The sequence below is a fragment of the Rhizobium sp. NZLR11 genome, assembly GCF_019685115.1.
GTDB lineage: Bacteria > Pseudomonadota > Alphaproteobacteria > Rhizobiales > Rhizobiaceae > Rhizobium.
The window spans coordinates 1-18,289 of record NZ_JABDWD010000035.1 but is presented as its reverse complement, the minus strand read 5'-3'; the positions used below and the strand labels follow the sequence as shown (position 1 = coordinate 18,289).

The 18,289-nt window shown below is 61.4% G+C and carries 12 protein-coding genes; 5 read left to right on the top strand and 7 right to left on the bottom strand.

Translation table 11 applies throughout. The features are described from left to right. Nucleotides 1–87: 87 nt before the first annotated feature. Entirely contained in the window at nucleotides 88–1,332 is a 1,245-nt protein-coding gene (locus HJB83_RS32340; protein ID WP_207584263.1) for an aromatic ring-hydroxylating dioxygenase subunit alpha, read from the bottom strand. A gap of 434 nt (nucleotides 1,333–1,766) precedes the next feature. On the opposite strand from HJB83_RS32340, the gene HJB83_RS32335 reads away from it, so the two are divergent. The 3 genes from HJB83_RS32335 (at nucleotide 1,767) to HJB83_RS32325 (ending at nucleotide 4,905) form a co-directional block, all read left to right on the top strand. Then, complete coding sequence (locus tag HJB83_RS32335; protein ID WP_207583167.1) at nucleotides 1,767–2,375, top strand: DUF6656 family protein; 609 nt, start codon at nucleotides 1,767–1,769, stop codon at nucleotides 2,373–2,375. 93 nt (nucleotides 2,376–2,468) lie between these two features. Then, nucleotides 2,469–3,449 (top strand): L-threonylcarbamoyladenylate synthase, encoded by a 981-nt coding sequence (locus HJB83_RS32330; protein WP_221133215.1) that lies wholly within the window; start codon nucleotides 2,469–2,471, stop codon nucleotides 3,447–3,449. A gap of 19 nt (nucleotides 3,450–3,468) precedes the next feature. Next, nucleotides 3,469–4,905 carry an FAD-binding oxidoreductase gene (locus HJB83_RS32325; RefSeq protein ID WP_221133214.1) on the top strand — a complete coding sequence of 479 codons (1,437 nt, stop codon included), beginning with the start codon at nucleotides 3,469–3,471 and terminating at the stop codon, nucleotides 4,903–4,905. 9 nt (nucleotides 4,906–4,914) lie between these two features. Here HJB83_RS32325 and HJB83_RS32320 read toward each other — a convergent pair whose 3' ends face one another. After that, nucleotides 4,915–8,250 carry a DUF1217 domain-containing protein gene (locus HJB83_RS32320; RefSeq protein WP_221133213.1) on the bottom strand — a complete coding sequence of 1,112 codons (3,336 nt, stop codon included), beginning with the start codon at nucleotides 8,248–8,250 and terminating at the stop codon, nucleotides 4,915–4,917. A 297-nt stretch (nucleotides 8,251–8,547) separates the two neighbouring features. Between HJB83_RS32320 and HJB83_RS32315 the strand changes: the two genes are divergently transcribed. Continuing rightward, entirely contained in the window at nucleotides 8,548–9,114 is a 567-nt protein-coding gene (locus HJB83_RS32315) for a DUF6101 family protein (protein ID WP_221133212.1), read from the top strand. A 94-nt stretch (nucleotides 9,115–9,208) separates the two neighbouring features. On the opposite strand, the gene ubiA is transcribed toward HJB83_RS32315, so the two are convergent. The 5 genes from ubiA to HJB83_RS32290 form a co-directional block, all read right to left on the bottom strand. After that, nucleotides 9,209–10,168: a 4-hydroxybenzoate octaprenyltransferase gene (gene ubiA, locus HJB83_RS32310; RefSeq protein WP_221133222.1), complete on the bottom strand. Its 960-nt coding sequence runs from the start codon at nucleotides 10,166–10,168 to the stop codon at nucleotides 9,209–9,211. A 166-nt stretch (nucleotides 10,169–10,334) separates the two neighbouring features. Then, on the bottom strand, nucleotides 10,335–11,147 hold the full coding sequence (locus tag HJB83_RS32305; protein ID WP_207583162.1) for a MipA/OmpV family protein: 813 nt from the start codon (nucleotides 11,145–11,147) through the stop codon (nucleotides 10,335–10,337). Between the two features lie 184 nt (nucleotides 11,148–11,331). After that, on the bottom strand, nucleotides 11,332–11,913 hold the full coding sequence (locus tag HJB83_RS32300; RefSeq protein ID WP_221133211.1) for a histidine phosphatase family protein: 582 nt from the start codon (nucleotides 11,911–11,913) through the stop codon (nucleotides 11,332–11,334). Nucleotides 11,914–11,968: 55 nt separating this feature from the next. Continuing rightward, nucleotides 11,969–13,228, bottom strand: coding sequence for a cyclopropane-fatty-acyl-phospholipid synthase family protein (locus tag HJB83_RS32295; protein ID WP_207583156.1), 1,260 nt, complete (start codon nucleotides 13,226–13,228; stop codon nucleotides 11,969–11,971). Between the two features lie 133 nt (nucleotides 13,229–13,361). After that, nucleotides 13,362–15,671, bottom strand: coding sequence for a Tex family protein (locus tag HJB83_RS32290; protein WP_207583155.1), 2,310 nt, complete (start codon nucleotides 15,669–15,671; stop codon nucleotides 13,362–13,364). 228 nt (nucleotides 15,672–15,899) lie between these two features. On the opposite strand from HJB83_RS32290, the gene glyS reads away from it, so the two are divergent. After that, nucleotides 15,900–18,014, top strand: coding sequence for a glycine--tRNA ligase subunit beta (glyS, locus tag HJB83_RS32285; protein ID WP_221133210.1), 2,115 nt, complete (start codon nucleotides 15,900–15,902; stop codon nucleotides 18,012–18,014). Nucleotides 18,015–18,289 lie beyond the last annotated feature (275 nt).

The window sequence follows — 18,289 nt, the reverse complement described above, 5'->3', positions numbered from 1 at the left end:
GCCCGGAATTGCGGCCGAGACGCGCTTTAGTCCTTTGTCTTATGTATGTCGTTATCCCGGAACCGCTGCACAGTTCCGGGCGAAATGTTACGCCACGGCGGAGATTTTCGCCTGGTCGCCCTGCAGGCGGTTCACCATGAAGTTGGAATACCATTCGAGGAACTGCATGACACCGCCCTCGTGCAGGGAGGAATAGGGGCCTGGTTCATAGGCAGGCGAGTGGATGCCGAAGGCGTTCTCTTCTACGATGCGGCGATCTTGGTCGTTGGTCTCGGTCCAGACGTGGGTCAGTTCCTCGAGATTGTAATCCACGCCTTCGACCGCGTCCTTGTGGACCAGCCACTTTGTCGTCACCGCCGTCTCATTGGCGCTGAGCGGCAGCACCCGGAAGGAGATGGCGTGGTCGCCCAATAGGTGGTTCCACGTCGTTGGGTAGTGGAAGAGCAGCATGGTGCCGATATGGCTGATCGAGATATCGTCGGCGAGCGGACGCTTGACGGCGCTCTTGCCCGACATGGTGTAGCTCTCGGCGTCCTCGATCAGCGGCATGCGGGCGGTGCGGAACTGACCGTCCGGCGACATCTGGAACTTGCTCGGCAGGCCGGCGGCCTCGCAGCGCGCCCAATGGCCGGCGATCTCGGGATCGTCGGCGCCGCCATCCGTGCCGGTGACACTCGGGGCTTCGGGATAGGTGCGGCAAAGCTCGGGGTGATTGGCGGCGCAGTGATAACACTCGCGATTATTTTCCCAGACAAGCTTCCAGTTGCCCTTCTCGATGATCGTGCTCTGGAAGGCGACCTTGCTCTCGCTGATCCGGTGCGGCGCGACATAGGGCTCGATCTTGTCGCGCACCGGCTGGAAGTCCGGGGCGGTATCGGCAAGGCAGATGAAGACATAGCCCGCGACGATTTCGCAATGGACGGGCTTCAGGTTGAAGCCGGTCTTATCGAAATCATCGCCCATGTGGCGGGCGAAGGCGAGCTTGCCTTCAAGATCATAGGTCCACTGATGGTAGGGGCAGACGAGACGCACGGAAGAGCCGTGCTCCTTGGTGCAGACGCGCGAGCCGCGATGACGACAGCTGTTGTGGAAGGCGCGGATGACATTGTCGCGGCCACGGACGACGACGACCGGATAGCTGCCGATCTGGACGGTGAAATAGGCGCCGGGCTTCGGCAATTCGCAATCATGGCCGATGAACAGCCAGTCGCGATAATAGATCATCTCCATGTCGAGCTGGAAATAATCCTCGTCGATATAAAACGGCCGTTCGAGGCTGAAGCCCTCACGACGGCCCTTGAGCTGACGCAAAACGTTGCTGCGAATATCCATCTTCATGTCCTCGTGCACCCGGTTGCCACCCTCGAGCAGAAGGCCGGCGGAAGCGCGCCCGCTTCCTTCTCCTTCGGGAGAATTGTTCATGGCGCCATTTAATCACCTGGGCCCATTTAATCACCTGGCATCCCTGCCGCTTGGTTGTAATGCGACATCGGCTTCGAAATTGACGACAGGGTGCGGCAAGCCAAAAGCTACTGATCCCAGTCGCTGACATTCGTCCGACTCTCCAGGCGATTATCGTCAATTGCGACATGGCGTAAAGGGCCGTTGCGCAAAGAGGTTCGCTGGGTGATATCGGCGTCCATCGCGTTTGCGACAGCTGCCGGCATTTAGGTCTCTGGCCGGCCGGCCGCCGGGCGATTTTAACATCGCCTTAAGCATGCCACCCTATCCTGCCGTTGATTCAGACCGAGCGAAGAACGCGAACCATGGCCAGACTCCGTTATTTCGACGCGAAAGATGCAAGCAGATTGCAAGAGCGGCAGCCGATTGCCGCGCATTCCGAATTCCTGCGCACCGGCCGGATACCGCGCGAGCGGCGGCACTGGCTGGCCGAGGAAAAGCGCTATTTCACCCATGATGAGGTCGCCGAAAAGACTGGCCGCAAGCTGCAGGTGGCCGGCGAAAAGACGCATCAGCACATCAACGGCTTTCACCACTCGATCCAGTTTCCGAAGATGATCTTTCACCGGACGCTGGAGGACAGCCCGCATCTCGGTTATTGCCACGTCACCGCTGCGCGGACGAAGTTCGCGCATTACGAAGACGTGAGCTGGGCCTTCTACATCGCCAATTTCTATTCCGACATCGGCCAGAACGACAATTTCTTCGAACGCATCGATGTCGGCTATTCCCGCATGTATTTCGCCGTCGCGATCAAACCCGGCGAGCACTCCCAGGAAAAAATGAGCATCGACCGGTCAGTGCGCGGCAACGGCCTGCTCTTCCGCACCCATGATCCGCAGGCAGCGATCCGCAACATCCTGCTGCTCGGCGCCCGCAACGAACAGCTGCGCGAAATCATCCGCCAGCTATAAAGCGCATCGCATCGAAGCGTGAGGCCAACAACGCGATTGATCGCGAAGAGCGGAAAGCCTAATGACTGCCGGAACTGAAGCACCAGGCAGCACATGGCACGCACGATCGACATTGAGGCAGACAGGCAGGCAGCGCTTGAGGCGGCCTGCGCCGCTCTTGCCGACGGCTTTGCCATCGCCATTCCGACCGAGACGGTCTACGGCCTTGCCGCCGACGCCACCAATCCGGCGGCGATCACCCGCATCTATGAGACAAAGGGACGGCCGCGCTTCAACCCGCTGATCTGCCATATGGCCGATCTCGCCATGGCCGAAGAGCACGCCGAATTCGATCCGGTGTCGAGGGCTCTCGCCGCCGCCTTCTGGCCCGGCCCGCTGACCCTCGTGCTGCCGCTGAAGACCGAAAGCCCGATCCATTCGCTGGCGACCGCCGGGCTCGACAGCGTTGGCATCCGCGTGCCGAAGGGTTTTGCAGGCGCGGTGATCGGCGCCTTCGGGCGGCCGCTCGCAGCCCCCAGCGCCAATACGTCAGGCACGATCAGCGCAACGAGTGCCGCCCATGTCGAGGCCGATCTTGGGGCGAAGATCCCGTTGATCCTCGATGCGGGCCCAAGCGCTGTCGGCGTCGAATCGACGATCGTCAAGGTGGAGGGCGACCGGGTAAGGCTGCTTCGCCCCGGCGGTCTGGCGGCACGCGAGATCGAGCGCGTCGCAGGCCGGCCGCTGCTGCGGGCGAAAACGGCATCGGCGGCGATCGAGGCGCCTGGCATGCTCGCCTCGCACTACGCGCCAGGCGCGTCGGTGCGCCTCAATGCGACGACGGTCGAACCCGGCGAAGCGCTGATCGCCTTCGGCGGCGCGGCGGTCTCCGGCGCAAACGGCGCCCGGATCGTCCTCGATCTCAGCCCGCAGGGCGACCTTGCCGAGGCGGCGGCCAATCTTTTCGACTACATGAAGCGGGCCGATGCCAGCGGGGCTTCGAGCATTGCCTTTTCGGCCATCCCCGAGGAGGGGTTGGGCGAAGCGATCAACGACCGCCTGCAGCGGGCAGCTGCACCCCGCGACTTGAAATAATGACGGAGGATCGAACCCGATGAGCAGCCCCAGCATTTCCGCCGAACTTCTCGACCGCTTCGCCGCCATCGTCGGCGACAAATACGCGCTTGCCAGCGAGGCCGATCTGGCGCCGCATCTGATCGAGAACCGCGGGCTCTATCACGGTTCCTCCCCTCTCCTCCTAAAGCCCGGCTCTGTCGAAGAAGTCTCGGCAATCATGAAACTTGCGACGGAGACCGGAGCGGCGATCGTGCCACAGACCGGCAATACCGGCCTGGTCGGCGGCCAGACGCCGCGTGAGGGCAAGTCCGATATCATCCTGTCGCTCGAACGCATGAACAAGATCCGCGATATCGATCCGGTGGCGAACGTGCTGGTGGCCGATGGCGGCGCCATCCTGGCCGAAGTGCAGAAGGCAGCCGAGGCGCACGGGCGGCTGTTTCCGCTGTCGCTCGGCTCGGAGGGCTCCTGCCGCATCGGCGGCAACCTTTCCACCAATGCCGGCGGCACGGCCGTGCTTGCCTACGGCAATATGCGCCAGCTCTGCCTCGGCCTCGAAGTGGTGCTGCCGACCGGCGAGATCTGGGACGGCTTGCGCCGCCTGAAGAAGGACAATACCGGCTACGACCTGCGCGACCTTTTCATCGGCGCCGAAGGCACGCTCGGCATCATCACCGGCGCGGTGCTGAAGCTGTTTCCCCAGCCGCTCGGCCATCAGGTGGCATTCGCCGGTCTGAATTCGGTGGAGAATGCGCTTGGTCTGTTCGATCTCGCCTCCAGCCTCTGCGGCGCCTCGCTCACCGGTTTCGAGCTGATGCCGCGTTTCGGCGTCGAAATCACCACGCGCCACATCGACGGCGTGCGCGATCCGCTGGAAGCGCCCTATCCCTGGTATGTGCTGATCGACATCTCCACGTCGGACTCGGCCGAGACGGCGGAGCGGATGATGAACGGCGTACTGGAACAAGGCTTCGAGGCCGGGCTGGTGCTCGATGCGGCGATCGCTTCATCGGTCGCCCAGCAGAAGGCCATCTGGCACATGCGCGAAAGCATGTCGGATGCCCAGAAGCCGGAAGGCGGGTCGATCAAGCACGATGTTTCCGTGCCGGTGTCGAAGGTTCCGCATTTCATGGCCGAGGCCGAAGAAGCGGTGATGGCGGCAATGCCCGGAGCCCGCATCTGCGCTTTCGGCCATATGGGCGACGGCAATATCCATTACAATATTTCCCAGCCGGTCGGTGCCGACAAGGACGCCTTCATCGCCCGCTGGCACGAGATGAACCACATCGTTCATGGGCTGGTAATTGCTCACGGCGGCTCGATCTCGGCCGAGCACGGCATCGGACAGCTGAAGCGCGACGAACTGGCTGCCATCCGCCCGGCAATCGAAATCGAGCTGATGCGCCGCATCAAGCGCGCCTTCGACCCCGCCAACATCATGAACCCTGGAAAGGTCGTCAGTCTCGACGTGTGAGACCGACGGTCAGGATTGCTGCGCGCCGCCGCCGGTCAGGATCTGCAGCGCCGGCGACTGCTGCGTGCTGTTCTTGACGTCGTACATGGCGGTGAAGCGCCGCAGCAGCTTGTCGACCTTCTTCGGATCCTGGAGATCCTCGAGCTTGACGAAGCGGTTGATGAGGTCGGCCTGCTTGGCGACATCCATGCCCGAGATCTGCGAAGGCAGGCTGTAGGCGGTGGTGATCACCTGATAGAGCGCCTTGTCGCCGAGGATCGAATAGATCGAGGTGATGTTCGGGGCCTTGCGGCTGAAATAGAGCGCCAGGCGGACGCCGTCATTGCTTTCGCCCTGCTGGGCTTCCATCGTCTGCTGGACGAAAAGCTTCTGGGTGTGGTCTTCGGCAGCCTTGTTCTGGATAGTGCCTACCTTGGCGCGGGTGAGATTGCCGTCCTTGTCGAAGTTGAAAGCGGCGACGATATCCTTGAAGCGCGCATCGGCCTTGGTGTTCAGATAACTCTTCTTGTCGTCGGGATCGGAGGTGAAGATCTTCTTCAGTGTCGCCTTGTCGTAATCCTTCGGGTCGAGGTTGTTGGCTTTCAGCACCAGATTCGTCAGGCGGCTGTCGTCGAGGAAATCGTCGAGCGACTTCACCTTCGCCATGCCCTTGGCGAAGTAATCCACCTCGGTCGTCGCGTCCTTCGATGCCTTGTCCTTTAACGGGCCGGCCTTCAACAGCATGGTGACATGCGCCTTATAATCGGTGGCGTATTTGGCCAACGTCGCATCGGGAAGCGCCTGGAAGGGTGACGCCGCCTTGCCGTCGGGGCCGAAGTTGAAGGCGCGGGCAAGGTTGGTGATGCGTTCGTCCTTCAGCGAGGCGATATAGCCTTTCGGGTCGTATGCATCGCTCGTCAGGATCTTGCGCATCATCGAGCGCGGCACCTCCTGGTCGGTCAGACCGAAAGCCTGCAGCGCCACATGGTAGGGATCCGGCAGCTTGTCGTTGCTTTTCTTGAAATCGGCCGAGGAATTGCTGCGCAGGAAATCGTTGACGCTCTTGATCTCGGAGAAATCGAGCAGGCTGGTGCTATCGGCCATCATGCTCGTGTAATTGGAGGTGACTTCGTCGATCGCCTCGTCGCGCTCGTCGTCATAGCGAGCCATATAATTGTCATTGGTGGTTTGCGCCTGATCGGCCGTCTGGACCGAGCTGACGACCGGGAGCGATCCGTCGGCGGCGAAGTTGAAGTCGGCATTGAGATCGGCGTGGCCGGCTGCGGCTGCCGCAGTCGCATCGGTCAAAATGCTCTTCAGATCAGCGTTCGAGGTAGCCGATGGCAGATTGTAGGTGCTCTTCAGGAAATTGGTGATGGCGTCATCGGCGATGAGATCGTCGACATTACCGATTGTCGCCATCCGGGCGGAATAATCGTCGGTGCGGGCTCCGGCGGCAATTTTCGTGTTGGTAATCTGTGCCGCCGTCTGCGCCTGCATGCCGTCCTCGAGCGTGCCATCCGCCTTGAAGTTGAAGGCGGCGGCAACATCGGCATAGGTGCCGGTGCCGCTCTGATCGGTCAGAATATTGCGAAGAGCGACGTCGGTGACGGTGGAGGGGATGCCGAAGGCGTTGCGCACGAAATTGTTCAGCTTCTGATCCGACAGCAACTGATCGACGTTTGAGATGCCGGCGATGGTCGCCTGGTAATAGACGGCCGCATCATTGGCCTTGCTGGCAGTGCTGGCGCTTTGGGTTGCGCTCTGCGAGGCGTAAAGCGTCGCGACCGAACCGTCGGCCTTGAAATTGAAGAGGTCGTTAACGTCGCTGTAACCCTGGGTGCTGGCAGCCGCAGGGTCGACAAGGAACGTCCTCAACGTCGCATCGGAGACGCTGTCGGCGATCTGCATGCTGTTTCTGAGATAGCTGACTGCGACAGTATCGGACATGATGTCATCGACATTGGTGACATTGCCGATCATGCTGTTGAAATGCGCTGCGTTCGCCGCCAACTTGTCGGTCGTCGATTTCCGCTGCGCCGCGGTCTGGATCACCGAACCATTGATCGAACCATCCGCCTGGAAATTGAAGTCGGCATTGAGACCGGCATGGCCCTGGGCCGCGGCATAGGCCGAATCCGTCAGGATATTCTTCAGGTCGGCATTGCTGAAATTGGTGCCAAGCCCATAGGCATCCTTGATGGAACGCGCCAGCACATTGTCGGCGAGCAGGTCGTCGACATTGGTGATGCCGCTCGATTGCGAGGTCACATTATAATAGTTGGCGGTGCTCGACGCTGCCGATGACAGCTTGTTCGCCTGATCAACCGTCTGGACGCGCGCCGTGCTCAAGGTCGACCCGTCCGCCTTGAAGTTGAAGGCGTTGTAGACATTGGTAAAGCCCATCAGCTGGGCATAACCGGGGTCGGTCAGCACCGTGCGCAACGCTGCCGCGGTAAAGTCGGCGCCCATGCTGTAGGCCGTCGTGATGTAGGAGGTCAGGCGTTTGTCGGCGACCAGATCGTCGACATTGGTGATCGTGCCGATCTTGGCGGTATAATAGGCCTTGTTGTAGTCAGCCGCCGTCTTGCCGACATAGTAGACGTCGGAGCCGACCGAATTGTCGATGATCACCGATTGGGAATTCAGCGTGTAGGTCTCGACGACCGACGCCTTCTGCGCCGCCGTCTGCGCCGTGCCGGTGACTGTACCGTCGGCGTTGAAGCTGAACTGGGCGGCAAGCGCCTTGTACTTGTCGCCACCTTGCGTGTTGACGACGCTCGTGGGGTCGCTGAGATCGCTCGTCAGCACCTGGCGCAGAAAATCCTTCGACGCATAGGTGGGATCGATTTTGAAAGTCGTCAGTACATAGGTGCGCAGCCGGGTGTTGTTGACCAGATCGTCGACGGTCTGCACGCTATCGATATTGTTGCTGTAATAGGTGCTCTCGGTGCTCGCCGCCTTGTCGGCATCGACGAAGGACTGCTTGTAGAGGCCGATGAGATCGTCCTCCTGCGCGTCCGTCTGCACATCCTTGGCAGGCGCATTGAAATTGAAGGCGGAGGCAAATTCGCGATAACGCGTATCAGAAAGCTTGTTGGCGTAGCTGTTGGCGTCGGTGAGATCGCTTTCGAGCACCTTCTTCATGAAGGCCTTAGCGTAGGTCATATCCTCCAGACCATAGGCCTTCATCGCATAGCTGTAGAGCTTGTAATCACCGAGAAAGTCGTCGACCGATGTGACCTTGTTGATATGGTCGGCGTAGTACTGAGCGTCCTTTTTGACCGTCGCCTGCGACGCAACCTTGTTGAGGCTCGACGTCATATCCTTCGACAGGATCGTGTAAGCGAGGGAAGCCGTGATCATTAAAAGCGCCCTTTTCGGCAAACTCTCTAAAAGAACGAACTGCTGGTAAGCATATTTTGCCACGGAAAGCTTACCTGAGGCTTACCTCAGGATGCATCATTTCAGCACACCACACCGTTCACCTTCCGGAAACCCTGCCGGATTCGGTTTTGATAACCATCATAGGAGGCAAAGTTTTCTTAACCGCAATTTTTAAGCTGTACGGAACGGCAGGCCCCTATTGTCGGCCATAGAGGACGAACAGTCCCAAGGAGAAGACCGGAAATCGGCTCTCAGGTAAGACAAGGGTAGAATGACATGAACAATCCCGCAATGAAGCCCGCCTGGGCTGGCACGACGTTACGCCTCGATCCGGCCCGCTTTCCCCAGCAGGTCAGCTACGCCATCCATGATTGTTCGGATGACGTCAACATTACCATAGACGAACGCGGCGCTGTGCTGCGCAAGGTCCTCCCTTCCAGCGGCCTGCCGCTCTCGATTGCCCTGCCGAAGCGCGTCTTCAAGGGCGTCGCTGCCCGCGCCATCGACCATGGCGACGGCGAAGTCACCGTCACTCTCGAACTTCACCACGCCGATCCGGAGCTCTGCATTCCGCTGCTCGTCGCCCATGACCTCAGCGATATCGCCGCCGACTGGCGCAGCTGGTCGGAAGCCTTCCGCATTCCGATGCTGATGGTCGAGGCCGACGGCGTCGCCCGTCCGCTCGAAGACCATATTGGTGCCTTGCGCACCAGCGATCTCAAGCCGCGCCGCCGTCATTCCTACTTCGCCAACCGGCGCCCGCGCTTCCTCGTGCGCCGCACCACCGGTCGGCTGGGTGTCGCCATGAAGATCGAGGGCAAGGAAATCATCGCCCGCAATTGAGCGAAATAGCGACACTCGGTTTTTGCAAGCATTTTGAAACCCGGCGCCTGCGCCGGGTTTATCGTTTCATGCATCGCTGAAGTCATCGCCCCATTCAGGGAATGGCGAAGAGCAGCGAGATGAACAAGCCGAAAAAGATGATCAGGCCGACGCGATTGTTCGACTTGAAGAGCGCCAGGCATTGGCCGGCATCATCGATATCGAGGCGGAGGATCTGCCAGGCGAACATGCCGGCGGCCCCGAGCAGCGCCAGGAACGCGATGATATTGGCGCCGGCAAGAACGAAAGCGATAAACATCAGCACCAGCGTCAGTCCATAAAGGCCGATCAGCCATTGCCTCGTCCTGTCGCCGAACAGCCGCGCGGTGGAGCGGACGCCGATCAGTTCGTCGTCCTCCTTGTCCTGATGGGCGTAAATCGTGTCGTAACCGATCGTCCAGGCGACGGAGGCGGCGTAGAGCAGGATGGCGGCAAAGGAGAGGCCGCCCAAAATGCCGGCCCAGCCCATCAGCGCGCCCCAGGAGAAGGCAAGCCCCAGATAGAATTGCGGCCAGTCGGTAAACCGTTTGGCGAAGGGATAAAACGCTACGATCCCGAGCGAAAGCACGCCGAGGAAAACGGTCAGCCAGTTGAACTGCAAGAGCACGACGAGGCCGACCAGCGCCTGCAGGCCGATGAAGATCTTCGCGTGGGCGCGCGTAACGCGGCCCGAGGGGAGCGGACGCGAACGGGTGCGCGCCACTTCCATGTCGATTTCGTGATCGACGAGATCGTTATAGGTGCAGCCGGCGCCGCGCATGGCGACCGCGCCGATGAAATAGAGCAAAAGGTGAGACACCAGCAGACTGCCGGAATAGAGGCCCTCGCCGATCGCCGCATTGGCGGCAAGGGTTGCCGACCAGAAACACGGCCACATCAACAACTGCCAGCCGATCGGGCGATCCCACCGCGCAAGCTGGGCATAAGGCCAGAGCCACTGCGGCAGGATCCGATAGACCCAGTTGTCGGAAGGTGCGTCGGAAACGCGATCGTTGAAGTCGCCGGTATCTTGCATGCCGCCATCTAGCGACCGGCCGGCGATCCGGTCAAGAAGCGATCTCTTTGTCTCATGCATGTCGTTATCCCGGAACCGCTGCACACTTCCGGGCGACATGCGTTGGATGTTTAATGGATGTCGTTATCCCGGAACCGCTACACACTTCCGGGCGACATGCATTGGATCACTGCAGGGAGAAATTGAACTTGTAGGTCGCCGAGACGCCGATCAGGACCTGGTTCTTCGAACCGCGGTCTCGCACCAGGCTGCTGTCGGCGGCGGGACCTGCCAGCCGCTTATATTCGAGGAAGGAGCTTGCCGAGAGGTTTTCGGTCGCCTTCCAGGTCAGGGCGGCACCCGCGCCATAGGACTGGATGCCCGACGATGGCTTGTAGGGATCAAGGCCGCTTGCGGCGGCGTGCTTGGCGCTGACGCCGTAATAGGCGTCGTAATAGCCGCTTGTCGCAAATGTCGCGCGCGGGCCGCCTGACAGCTGCAGGTCGGGCGCGATATCGGTGAAGGCATCGACCGCGAGATCGGCGACGACGCCGTCGTATGAGCGGATGCCCTGACGGACTTCGGCACGGGCGCGCAAGAAATCGGTCGGATAGACTTCGACGAAACCACCGGCTTCGGCACCCCACTTGACCTTCTTCAAGCCCTTCAGCTCATGGCCGTCGCCGTCATCGCGCGACGGCACGAACCTGCCGACGATACCAGCGCGGAAGGCGCCCTTGTCGATGAGGGCGAAGGACGGATTGTCGTTGCGCGAGGAAAAACGCGGGCCGGCGCCTTGGCGGCCGACCGAGATCAGCGGGCTGAACTTGAATTCATTATGCGACGAGCCCTCGAATTTCGGGGCGGAGAAGCCTGCGACACCGACGCTCAGATACCAGTCGCCGGACCAGAAATGCTGGCCGCTTTCCTGCGCCGCCGCCGAACCAAAGGAAAAAAGGCCAATAGCCAAAGAGATCGATACGACTGACCGATGAGACACGTCCGCACTCCAGAAAACGCAAAAACAAAGCCGCGGAGAGCGGCGACGGCTACACTTATCCGGATGTCGTTACCCCAATGTTAACCACGGTGAACAAAGGACGCTGTTGGGAGTCGTGCCGTGTGGCCCACACGGCTGATGGCATCTGCTATCGAATTCCGCAAACCCGCTCCCCCCAGATGCCCTACCGCTGGTTCCACCGGCGAATGACCGGCTCCGTCAGATCGTGTTCGTAACCGAGCACGCTGATAGAAGCCGTATCGAGCACCAAAAGCGCGCCGCCTTCCGGCGGCATGCCGAGCCAGCGGGCGGCGAGCACACGCAGGAAATGTGAACTCGAGAAGATCAGGATGGTGCCGTCCGCTTGGCGAAGCGCGTGGATGACGGCGTCCGCACGGGCACCGACATCGGCGGCGAACTCTCCATCCGGGCAGCCATCGCGAAAGAGCTGCCAGCCGGGGCGCTCCGCCAGGATCGCCTTGGTGGTGATGCCTTCGTAAGCGCCGTAGTCCCATTCGGCGAGATCCTCCTTGATCACCGCACCCGATCCGAAACCGGCAAGCACGCAGGTCTTGCGGGCCCGCGCCGACGGGCTCGACCAGACGGCGGAGAAGGCGTGACCGGCGAGCCGTTCGGCAAGTTTGCCGGCGGCGTCCTCGCCGTTCGCCGTCAGCGGAATATCGCTGCGTCCGGTATGGCGCCCGGACAGGCTCCATTCGGTTTCGCCATGGCGGACGAGATAGATTTCGGGAAACGCACTGCTCATCCGCAGTCCTTTCATTGTGGCCGGCTTTCATTGTGACCGGCACAAGTGCTGCCGCTCAGAACGCCACCTTTTCCAGCGGTGCGCGCCTTGCCTCGAATTCCTTCAGCTTGGCCTCGTTCCGCGCGATGTAATTGCGGTTGTCGGGAACGGCGAATTGGTTCTTGGCGATCTGGATCTGCAGGATGAAGAGTTCGTCCCAGCGGAAACCGATTTCGGAACCGGCCAGATAGAATTCCCACATGCGGAAGAACTGCTCGTCGTAAAGCGCCACCGCTTCGGCCTTGCGCGCCACGAAACGCTCGCGCCAATGGCGCAGCGTATAGGCATAATGCATCGGCAGGATTTCGACATCCTTGACCAGCAGCCCGGCCTTTTCGAGCGGCGGCACGACTTCGCCGACGGAAGGGATATAGCCGCCCGGGAAGATGTAGCGCTCGATGAAGGCATTGGTGCCGAAGCTCGGCTTCGGACGGCCGATCGAATGCAGCACCATGACGCCGTTGTCGTCGAGCAGGTCCGATACCTTGCGAAAGAAATTGCCGTAATTGCCGATACCGACATGTTCGAACATGCCGACCGAAACGATGCGGTCGAATTTCCTGCCCGTCATGGTGCGGTAGTCCTGCAGCTCGAAACGCACACGCTCGGACAGACCGCGCTTTTCGGCGCGGCCGCGTGAGACCTTGAGCTGCTCTTCGCTCAGCGTGATGCCGGTGAAATCGGCTCCTTCGGTCGCTTCCGTCAGATACATGCCCATACCGCCCCAGCCGGAGCCGATCTCCAGGATGCGCTGGTTCGGCTCGAGCAGAAGCTTGGCGGCGATATGGCGTTTCTTGGCAAGCTGCGCCTCGTCGAGACCGATGTCTGGTGGTTCGAAATAGGCGCATGAATATTGCCAGTCCTCGTCGAGGAACAGATCGAAAAGTTTGGCCGACAGGTCGTAGTGATGGGCGACGTTGTGCTTGTTGCGATTGCCAGGCATGCGGCTCTTCACCTGCTGCCAGGCAATGCGGCCAACGAGCAACATTGCCATCTTGAAATCGAAGATCTCGTTGGTGGTGTTCTGCTTCACCAGCGACAGGAAATCGTAAATGTTGCCCTGTTCGAGAATGAACCGGCCTTGCATATACATTTCGCCAAGCTTCATTGTCGGGTCGCGCCGGATGGCGTCCTCGGCCTCCTGATCGGCAAGACGGGCAGCGACGGATTCACCGGTGCCGTCGCCGATCATGTGGGTTTCGCCATTGGCAAGGGTAAGTTTCAACGAACCCTTGCGGATGATCTGCTGGACGATCGATAGGAAAGCCGACGCCATGGACGCCTCGCAAATGTGACAGAATGGTCACATCAACTTAGTCGCTCTCTTTCGCCTTACAAGCGCCGGATTTAGCACTCCGCTCAGAACGTTGCCAAACTGTTGCATTTTTGCCGAAATACCGGCTAAACTCTTATTTTCGCTTCATGGCTTCGGCAAGAGCCGCGCCGAAAGCACCCTGGCTTTCCGGTTTCGGGGCCGCAGGACGGCGCTCGTTCTGGGGTTTGGAAGCCTGGTTTCCGCGAGAATCACCCCGCTGCGCAGGTGCCGAAGAACCGTCGTCGCGTTTCATCGAAAGAGCGATCCGCTTGCGCTTGGCATCGACCTCGACGACCCGCACCTTGACGACGTCACCCGCCTTGACGACCTCGTGGGGATCCTTGACAAAGCGATCGGCAAGCTGCGACAGATGCACCAGACCATCCTGGTGCACACCGATATCGACGAAGGCGCCGAAGGCGGCGACATTGGTCACCGTGCCTTCCAGCACCATGCCGGGCTTGAGGTCGGAAATTTCGTTGATGCCCTCGGCGAAGGTCGCGGTCTTGAAACTCGGACGCGGGTCGCGACCCGGCTTTTCCAGCTCCGAGATGATGTCCCTGACCGTTGGCAGACCAAATTTCTCGTCGATGAACTGGCGCGGATCGACCGATTTCAGCACCGCACTATCGCCCATCAACGCGCGCAGATCACGGCCGCAGGCGGCGACGATCTTCTTGGCGACGCCGTAGGCCTCCGGATGCACGGAGGAGGCGTCGAGCGGCTCCTTGCCGTTGGGGATGCGCAGGAAGCCGGCGCATTGCTCAAAGGTGCGGCCGCCGAGCCTGGCGACCTTCATGAGGTCCCGCCGGGTCTCGAAACGGCCCTCGCTGTCGCGGTGGCGGACAATGGCATCGGCAATCGACGGGCCGAGACCGGAGACGCGGGAAAGCAGCGGCGCAGAGGCGGTGTTGAGATCGACGCCGACGGCGTTGACCGCGTCTTCGACCACTGCATCCAGCGAGCGCGACAGCTTTTGCTGGTCGACGTCGTGCTGATACTGGCCGACGCCGATCGACTTCGGCTCGATCTTGACCAGTTCGGCCAAGGGATCCTGCAGGCGCCGGGCGATGGAGACGGCGCCGCGCAACGATACGTCGAGATCGGGAAACTCCGCCGCTGCGGTCGCCGAGGCGGAATAGACCGAGGCGCCGGCTTCCGAAACGATGACCTTGGTCGGCTTCGGCGCCGGCAACTCGGCCAGCATGTCGGCCACCAGCTTTTCGGTTTCGCGGCTACCGGTGCCGTTGCCGATCGAGATCAGCTCGACATTGTGCTTGCGGATCAGCGATGCGAGTTCGACCTGGGCGCCGCGCACGTCGTTCCTCGGCTGGAAGGGATAGACGGTCGAGGTCGCGATCACCTTGCCGGTGCCGTCGACGACGGCGACCTTGACGCCGGTGCGGATGCCGGGATCGAGACCCATCGTCGCGCGCGAGCCGGCAGGGGCTGCCAACAGCAGATCCTTGAGATTGCGGGCGAAGACATGGATCGCCTCCTCTTCGGCCCTTTCGCGCAGTTCGCGCATCAGGTCGAGCGAGAGCGACATGGAAAGTTTGACGCGCCAGGCCCAGCTTGCGACCTCCATCAACCAGCGGTCGGCGGGGCGGCTCGCCCCGATCTCGTAGGCTGACGCAATCATGCGTTCGACCGGCTTGTTCGGAGAGGCGGTCTCGGCGTCGGCCTCGATCGTCAGCGTCAGCACCTCCTCATTCCAGCCGCGCAGCATGGCGAGCGCGCGGTGGCCGGGGGCGGTCGCCCAGCGTTCGGAATGGTCGAAATAATCGGAGAACTTCTCGCCCGTCGCCTGCTTGCCGTCGACGACCCTGGCCTTCAGCAGCGAAGCCTGGCGCATATGGGCGCGCAATCTGCCGAGCAGGTCGGCATTTTCAGCAATGCCTTCGGCGATGATGTCGCGGGCGCCTTCGAGCGCCGTCTTCACATCGGGCACGTCAGCAGTAATGAAGCCTTCGGCGAGCACCGCCGGCTCCCGGCCGCGGTCGGAAAGAATGGTCTCGGCAAGCGGGCCGAGGCCGCGTTCGCGGGCAATTTCGGCGCGGGTGCGGCGCTTCGGCTTGTAGGGCAGATAGAGGTCTTCGAGTTCGGCTTTGGTCTCGGCACCAGCCACCTTCACCCTCAGCTCATCGGTCATCTTGCCCTGGCCCGCAATCGATTCGACGATCGTATCGCGGCGGGCTTCGAGTTCGCGCAGATAGACCAGCCGTTCGGCAAGATTGCGCAGCTGCGTGTCATCCAGCCCGCCGGTCACTTCCTTGCGGTAGCGGGCGATGAAGGGCACGGTGGCGCCCTCGTCGAGCAGCTCGATGGCGGCTTTGGCCTGTTCGGGACGGGCGCTGATTTCGGCCGAGATGCGAGCTGCGAGAAAACGGAGGTCAGCGGCCATGAGGTTTCCTGGGATTTCCTGTTTCGACGAAAGTTGCGGGACCATAGCGGCGAAAAGCGGCAAGGCAATGTTGGAGTTAACAGACAGGTGCCGATCCACAGGAAAGCATGCCGGAAAGGCGGCGATTTTGCGGTTGTGCAGATACGCCATTTTTTGCTAGCAGAAGCAACGTTTTGACCCGGCGCCCCTGCCACCTCTCCCCTGTCGCGGGGGCCAAGGAAATTCGACATGCCAAACCTACTTCTCGAACTCCGCTCCGAAGAGATTCCGGCCCGCATGCAGCGCAAGGCTGCCGGCGACCTCAAGAAGCTCGTCACCGATGCGCTAGTCGAAGCCGGTCTGTCCTATGAGGGCGCACGCGAATACTGGACGCCGCGGCGGCTTGCGCTCGACATTCACGGTCTGACGGCGCGCTCGGCCGATGTGCGCGAGGAGCGCAAGGGGCCGCGCACCGACGCCAACGAGAAGGCGATCGAAGGCTTTCTGCGCGGCGCCGGCCTTTCGTCGGTCTCCGAGGCGCAGGTGGTGAGCGATCCGAAGAAGGGCGATTTCTACGTCGCGGTCATCTCCAGGCCGGGCCGCGCGGCCGAAGAGATCGTCGCCGAGGTGATGCCCGGCATCATCCGCGATTTTCCCTGGCCGAAGTCGATGCGCTGGGGCAAGGCCTCCACGAGACCCGGCGCGCTGCGCTGGGTGCGGCCGCTGCAGTCGATCGTCTGCACCTTCGGCCCGGAGCATGAGGAGACCACCGTCATCCCCTTCGAGATCGACGGTATCACCGCTTCCAACATCACCTTTGGCCATCGCTTCCACGCGCCCGAGCCGATCACCGTGCGGCGCTTCGACGACTATGCGGCGAACCTGGAGAGGGCCAAGGTCATCCTCGACGCCGAGCGGCGCAAGGACATCATCCTGCACGACGCCCGCGACATCGCCTTCGCCAATGGGCTGGAGCTGGTAGAAGACGAAGGTCTGCTGGAGGAAGTCTCCGGCCTCGTCGAATGGCCGCAGGTGCTGATGGGCAGCTTCGAGAAGGACTATCTCTCCATCCCCTCCGAGATCATCCGGCTGACGATCAAGACCAACCAGAAGTGCTTCGTCACGCGCAAACCGGGTGAGGAAACGCTGTCGAACAAGTTCATCCTGGTTGCCAATATCCAGGCGATCGACGGCGGCAAGGAAATCGTCCACGGCAACGGCAAGGTGGTGCGGGCCCGGCTTTCGGATGCGCTGCATTTCTGGAAGCGCGATCAGGGCGACCTGCCGGATCTGGAGACGCTTGAGGCTTCCGCAAAGAAATTCGATCTCGACCTGAAGAAGCCGCTCGACCAGCGCATGGCCAAGCTCGATGCGCTCGACGTGACCTTCCATGCCAAACTCGGCACGCAGGGGGCGCGCGTTTCGCGCATCCGGGCGCTGGCCAAGGAATTGGCCAAGATCATCGGCGCGGATGCGGCGCTCGCCGATCGCGCCGCGGTGCTCGCCAAGGCCGATCTTCGCACCGAAGCCGTCGGCGAATTCCCGGAACTGCAGGGCTTGATGGGCCGCAAATATGCGGTGCTTCAGGGTGAGGATGCCTCCGTTGCCGCAGCGATCGAGGACCATTACAAGCCGCAGGGTCCGTCGGATCGCGTGCCGGAGGACAAGGTGGCGATCACCATTGCGCTTGCCGACAAGCTCGACACGCTGACCGGCTTCTGGGCGATCGACGAAAAGCCGACCGGCTCGAAGGATCCGTTCGCACTGCGGCGTGCGGCACTCGGTGTCGTCCGTATCCTGCTGGAGCGAAGGGTCCGCCTGCCGCTGGTGGCGACGACCAAGGACGCCGATCTGCTCTCCTTCTTCCATGACCGTCTCAAGGTCTATCTGCGCGACCAGGGCGCCCGCTACGACCTCATCGACGCCGTGCTGACAGCCGATGCCGACGATCTGTTGATGGTGGCACGCCGCGTCGAAGCGCTGACCGCCTTCATCACCTCCGAGGATGGCAAAAACCTGCTTGCCGGCACCAAGCGGGCGACGCAGCTGCTCGCTGCCGAGGAAAAGAAGGGCACCGTGATCGCCGATGGCGTTTCGGCAGCGCTGCTGAAGCTCGACGCCGAGAAGGAGCTGTTTTCGGCGATTTCAGGCGCCTCTAAGGATGCTTCGAACGCCGTCGCCGGCGAGGACTTCCGCTCGGCGATGGAGGCGCTTTCCAAGCTGCGCGGCCCGGTCGACCGCTTCTTTGAAGGGGTTCTCGTCAACGACGAGGACGCCGCCATCCGCGCCAACCGCCTCGCCTTGCTCCGGCTGATCCGTGCGGCGACGGGAACGGTCGCGGATTTTTCGAAGATCTCGGGGTAAGAACAGGGGTTCGGCTGTCCGGTTAGAGCCGAAATCTGCCCCTCACCCTAACCCTTGTAACTTCCCTTTACCCGCTATTGGCGTAGTACTGCCTGTTGCGGTGGCGGATGGAAGACCGTTGCACCTTTTGGACACCAAGCCCGTGGGAGAGCCTGGGTCTCCGTCCGCCGTTCCATTGAACCCGAACAGTCGCCGGGGCCGCTTGCGAAAGCAAAGCCCGCTTAGGCAAGGATGGGATCAGATGGAGATGAATGAGGGGGTGGTTGTCGGTATCG

Excerpts from the sequence above, each read along its gene's own strand:
- HJB83_RS32330 (WP_221133215.1), top strand. The coding sequence starts at position 2,469 with ATGGCACGCACGATCGACATTGAGGCAGACAGGCAGGCAGCGCTTGAG.
- HJB83_RS32315 (WP_221133212.1), top strand. The coding sequence starts at position 8,548 with ATGAACAATCCCGCAATGAAGCCCGCCTGGGCTGGCACGACGTTACGC.
- glyS (WP_221133210.1), top strand. The coding sequence starts at position 15,900 with ATGCCAAACCTACTTCTCGAACTCCGCTCCGAAGAGATTCCGGCCCGC.
- HJB83_RS32300 (WP_221133211.1), bottom strand. The coding sequence starts at position 11,913 with ATGAGCAGTGCGTTTCCCGAAATCTATCTCGTCCGCCATGGCGAAACC.
- HJB83_RS32335 (WP_207583167.1), top strand. The coding sequence starts at position 1,767 with ATGGCCAGACTCCGTTATTTCGACGCGAAAGATGCAAGCAGATTGCAA.
- HJB83_RS32295 (WP_207583156.1), bottom strand. The coding sequence starts at position 13,228 with ATGGCGTCGGCTTTCCTATCGATCGTCCAGCAGATCATCCGCAAGGGT.
- ubiA (WP_221133222.1), bottom strand. The coding sequence starts at position 10,168 with ATGCAAGATACCGGCGACTTCAACGATCGCGTTTCCGACGCACCTTCC.
- HJB83_RS32340 (WP_207584263.1), bottom strand. The coding sequence starts at position 1,332 with ATGGATATTCGCAGCAACGTTTTGCGTCAGCTCAAGGGCCGTCGTGAG.
- HJB83_RS32325 (WP_221133214.1), top strand. The coding sequence starts at position 3,469 with ATGAGCAGCCCCAGCATTTCCGCCGAACTTCTCGACCGCTTCGCCGCC.
- HJB83_RS32290 (WP_207583155.1), bottom strand. The coding sequence starts at position 15,671 with ATGGCCGCTGACCTCCGTTTTCTCGCAGCTCGCATCTCGGCCGAAATC.
- HJB83_RS32320 (WP_221133213.1), bottom strand. The coding sequence starts at position 8,250 with ATGATCACGGCTTCCCTCGCTTACACGATCCTGTCGAAGGATATGACG.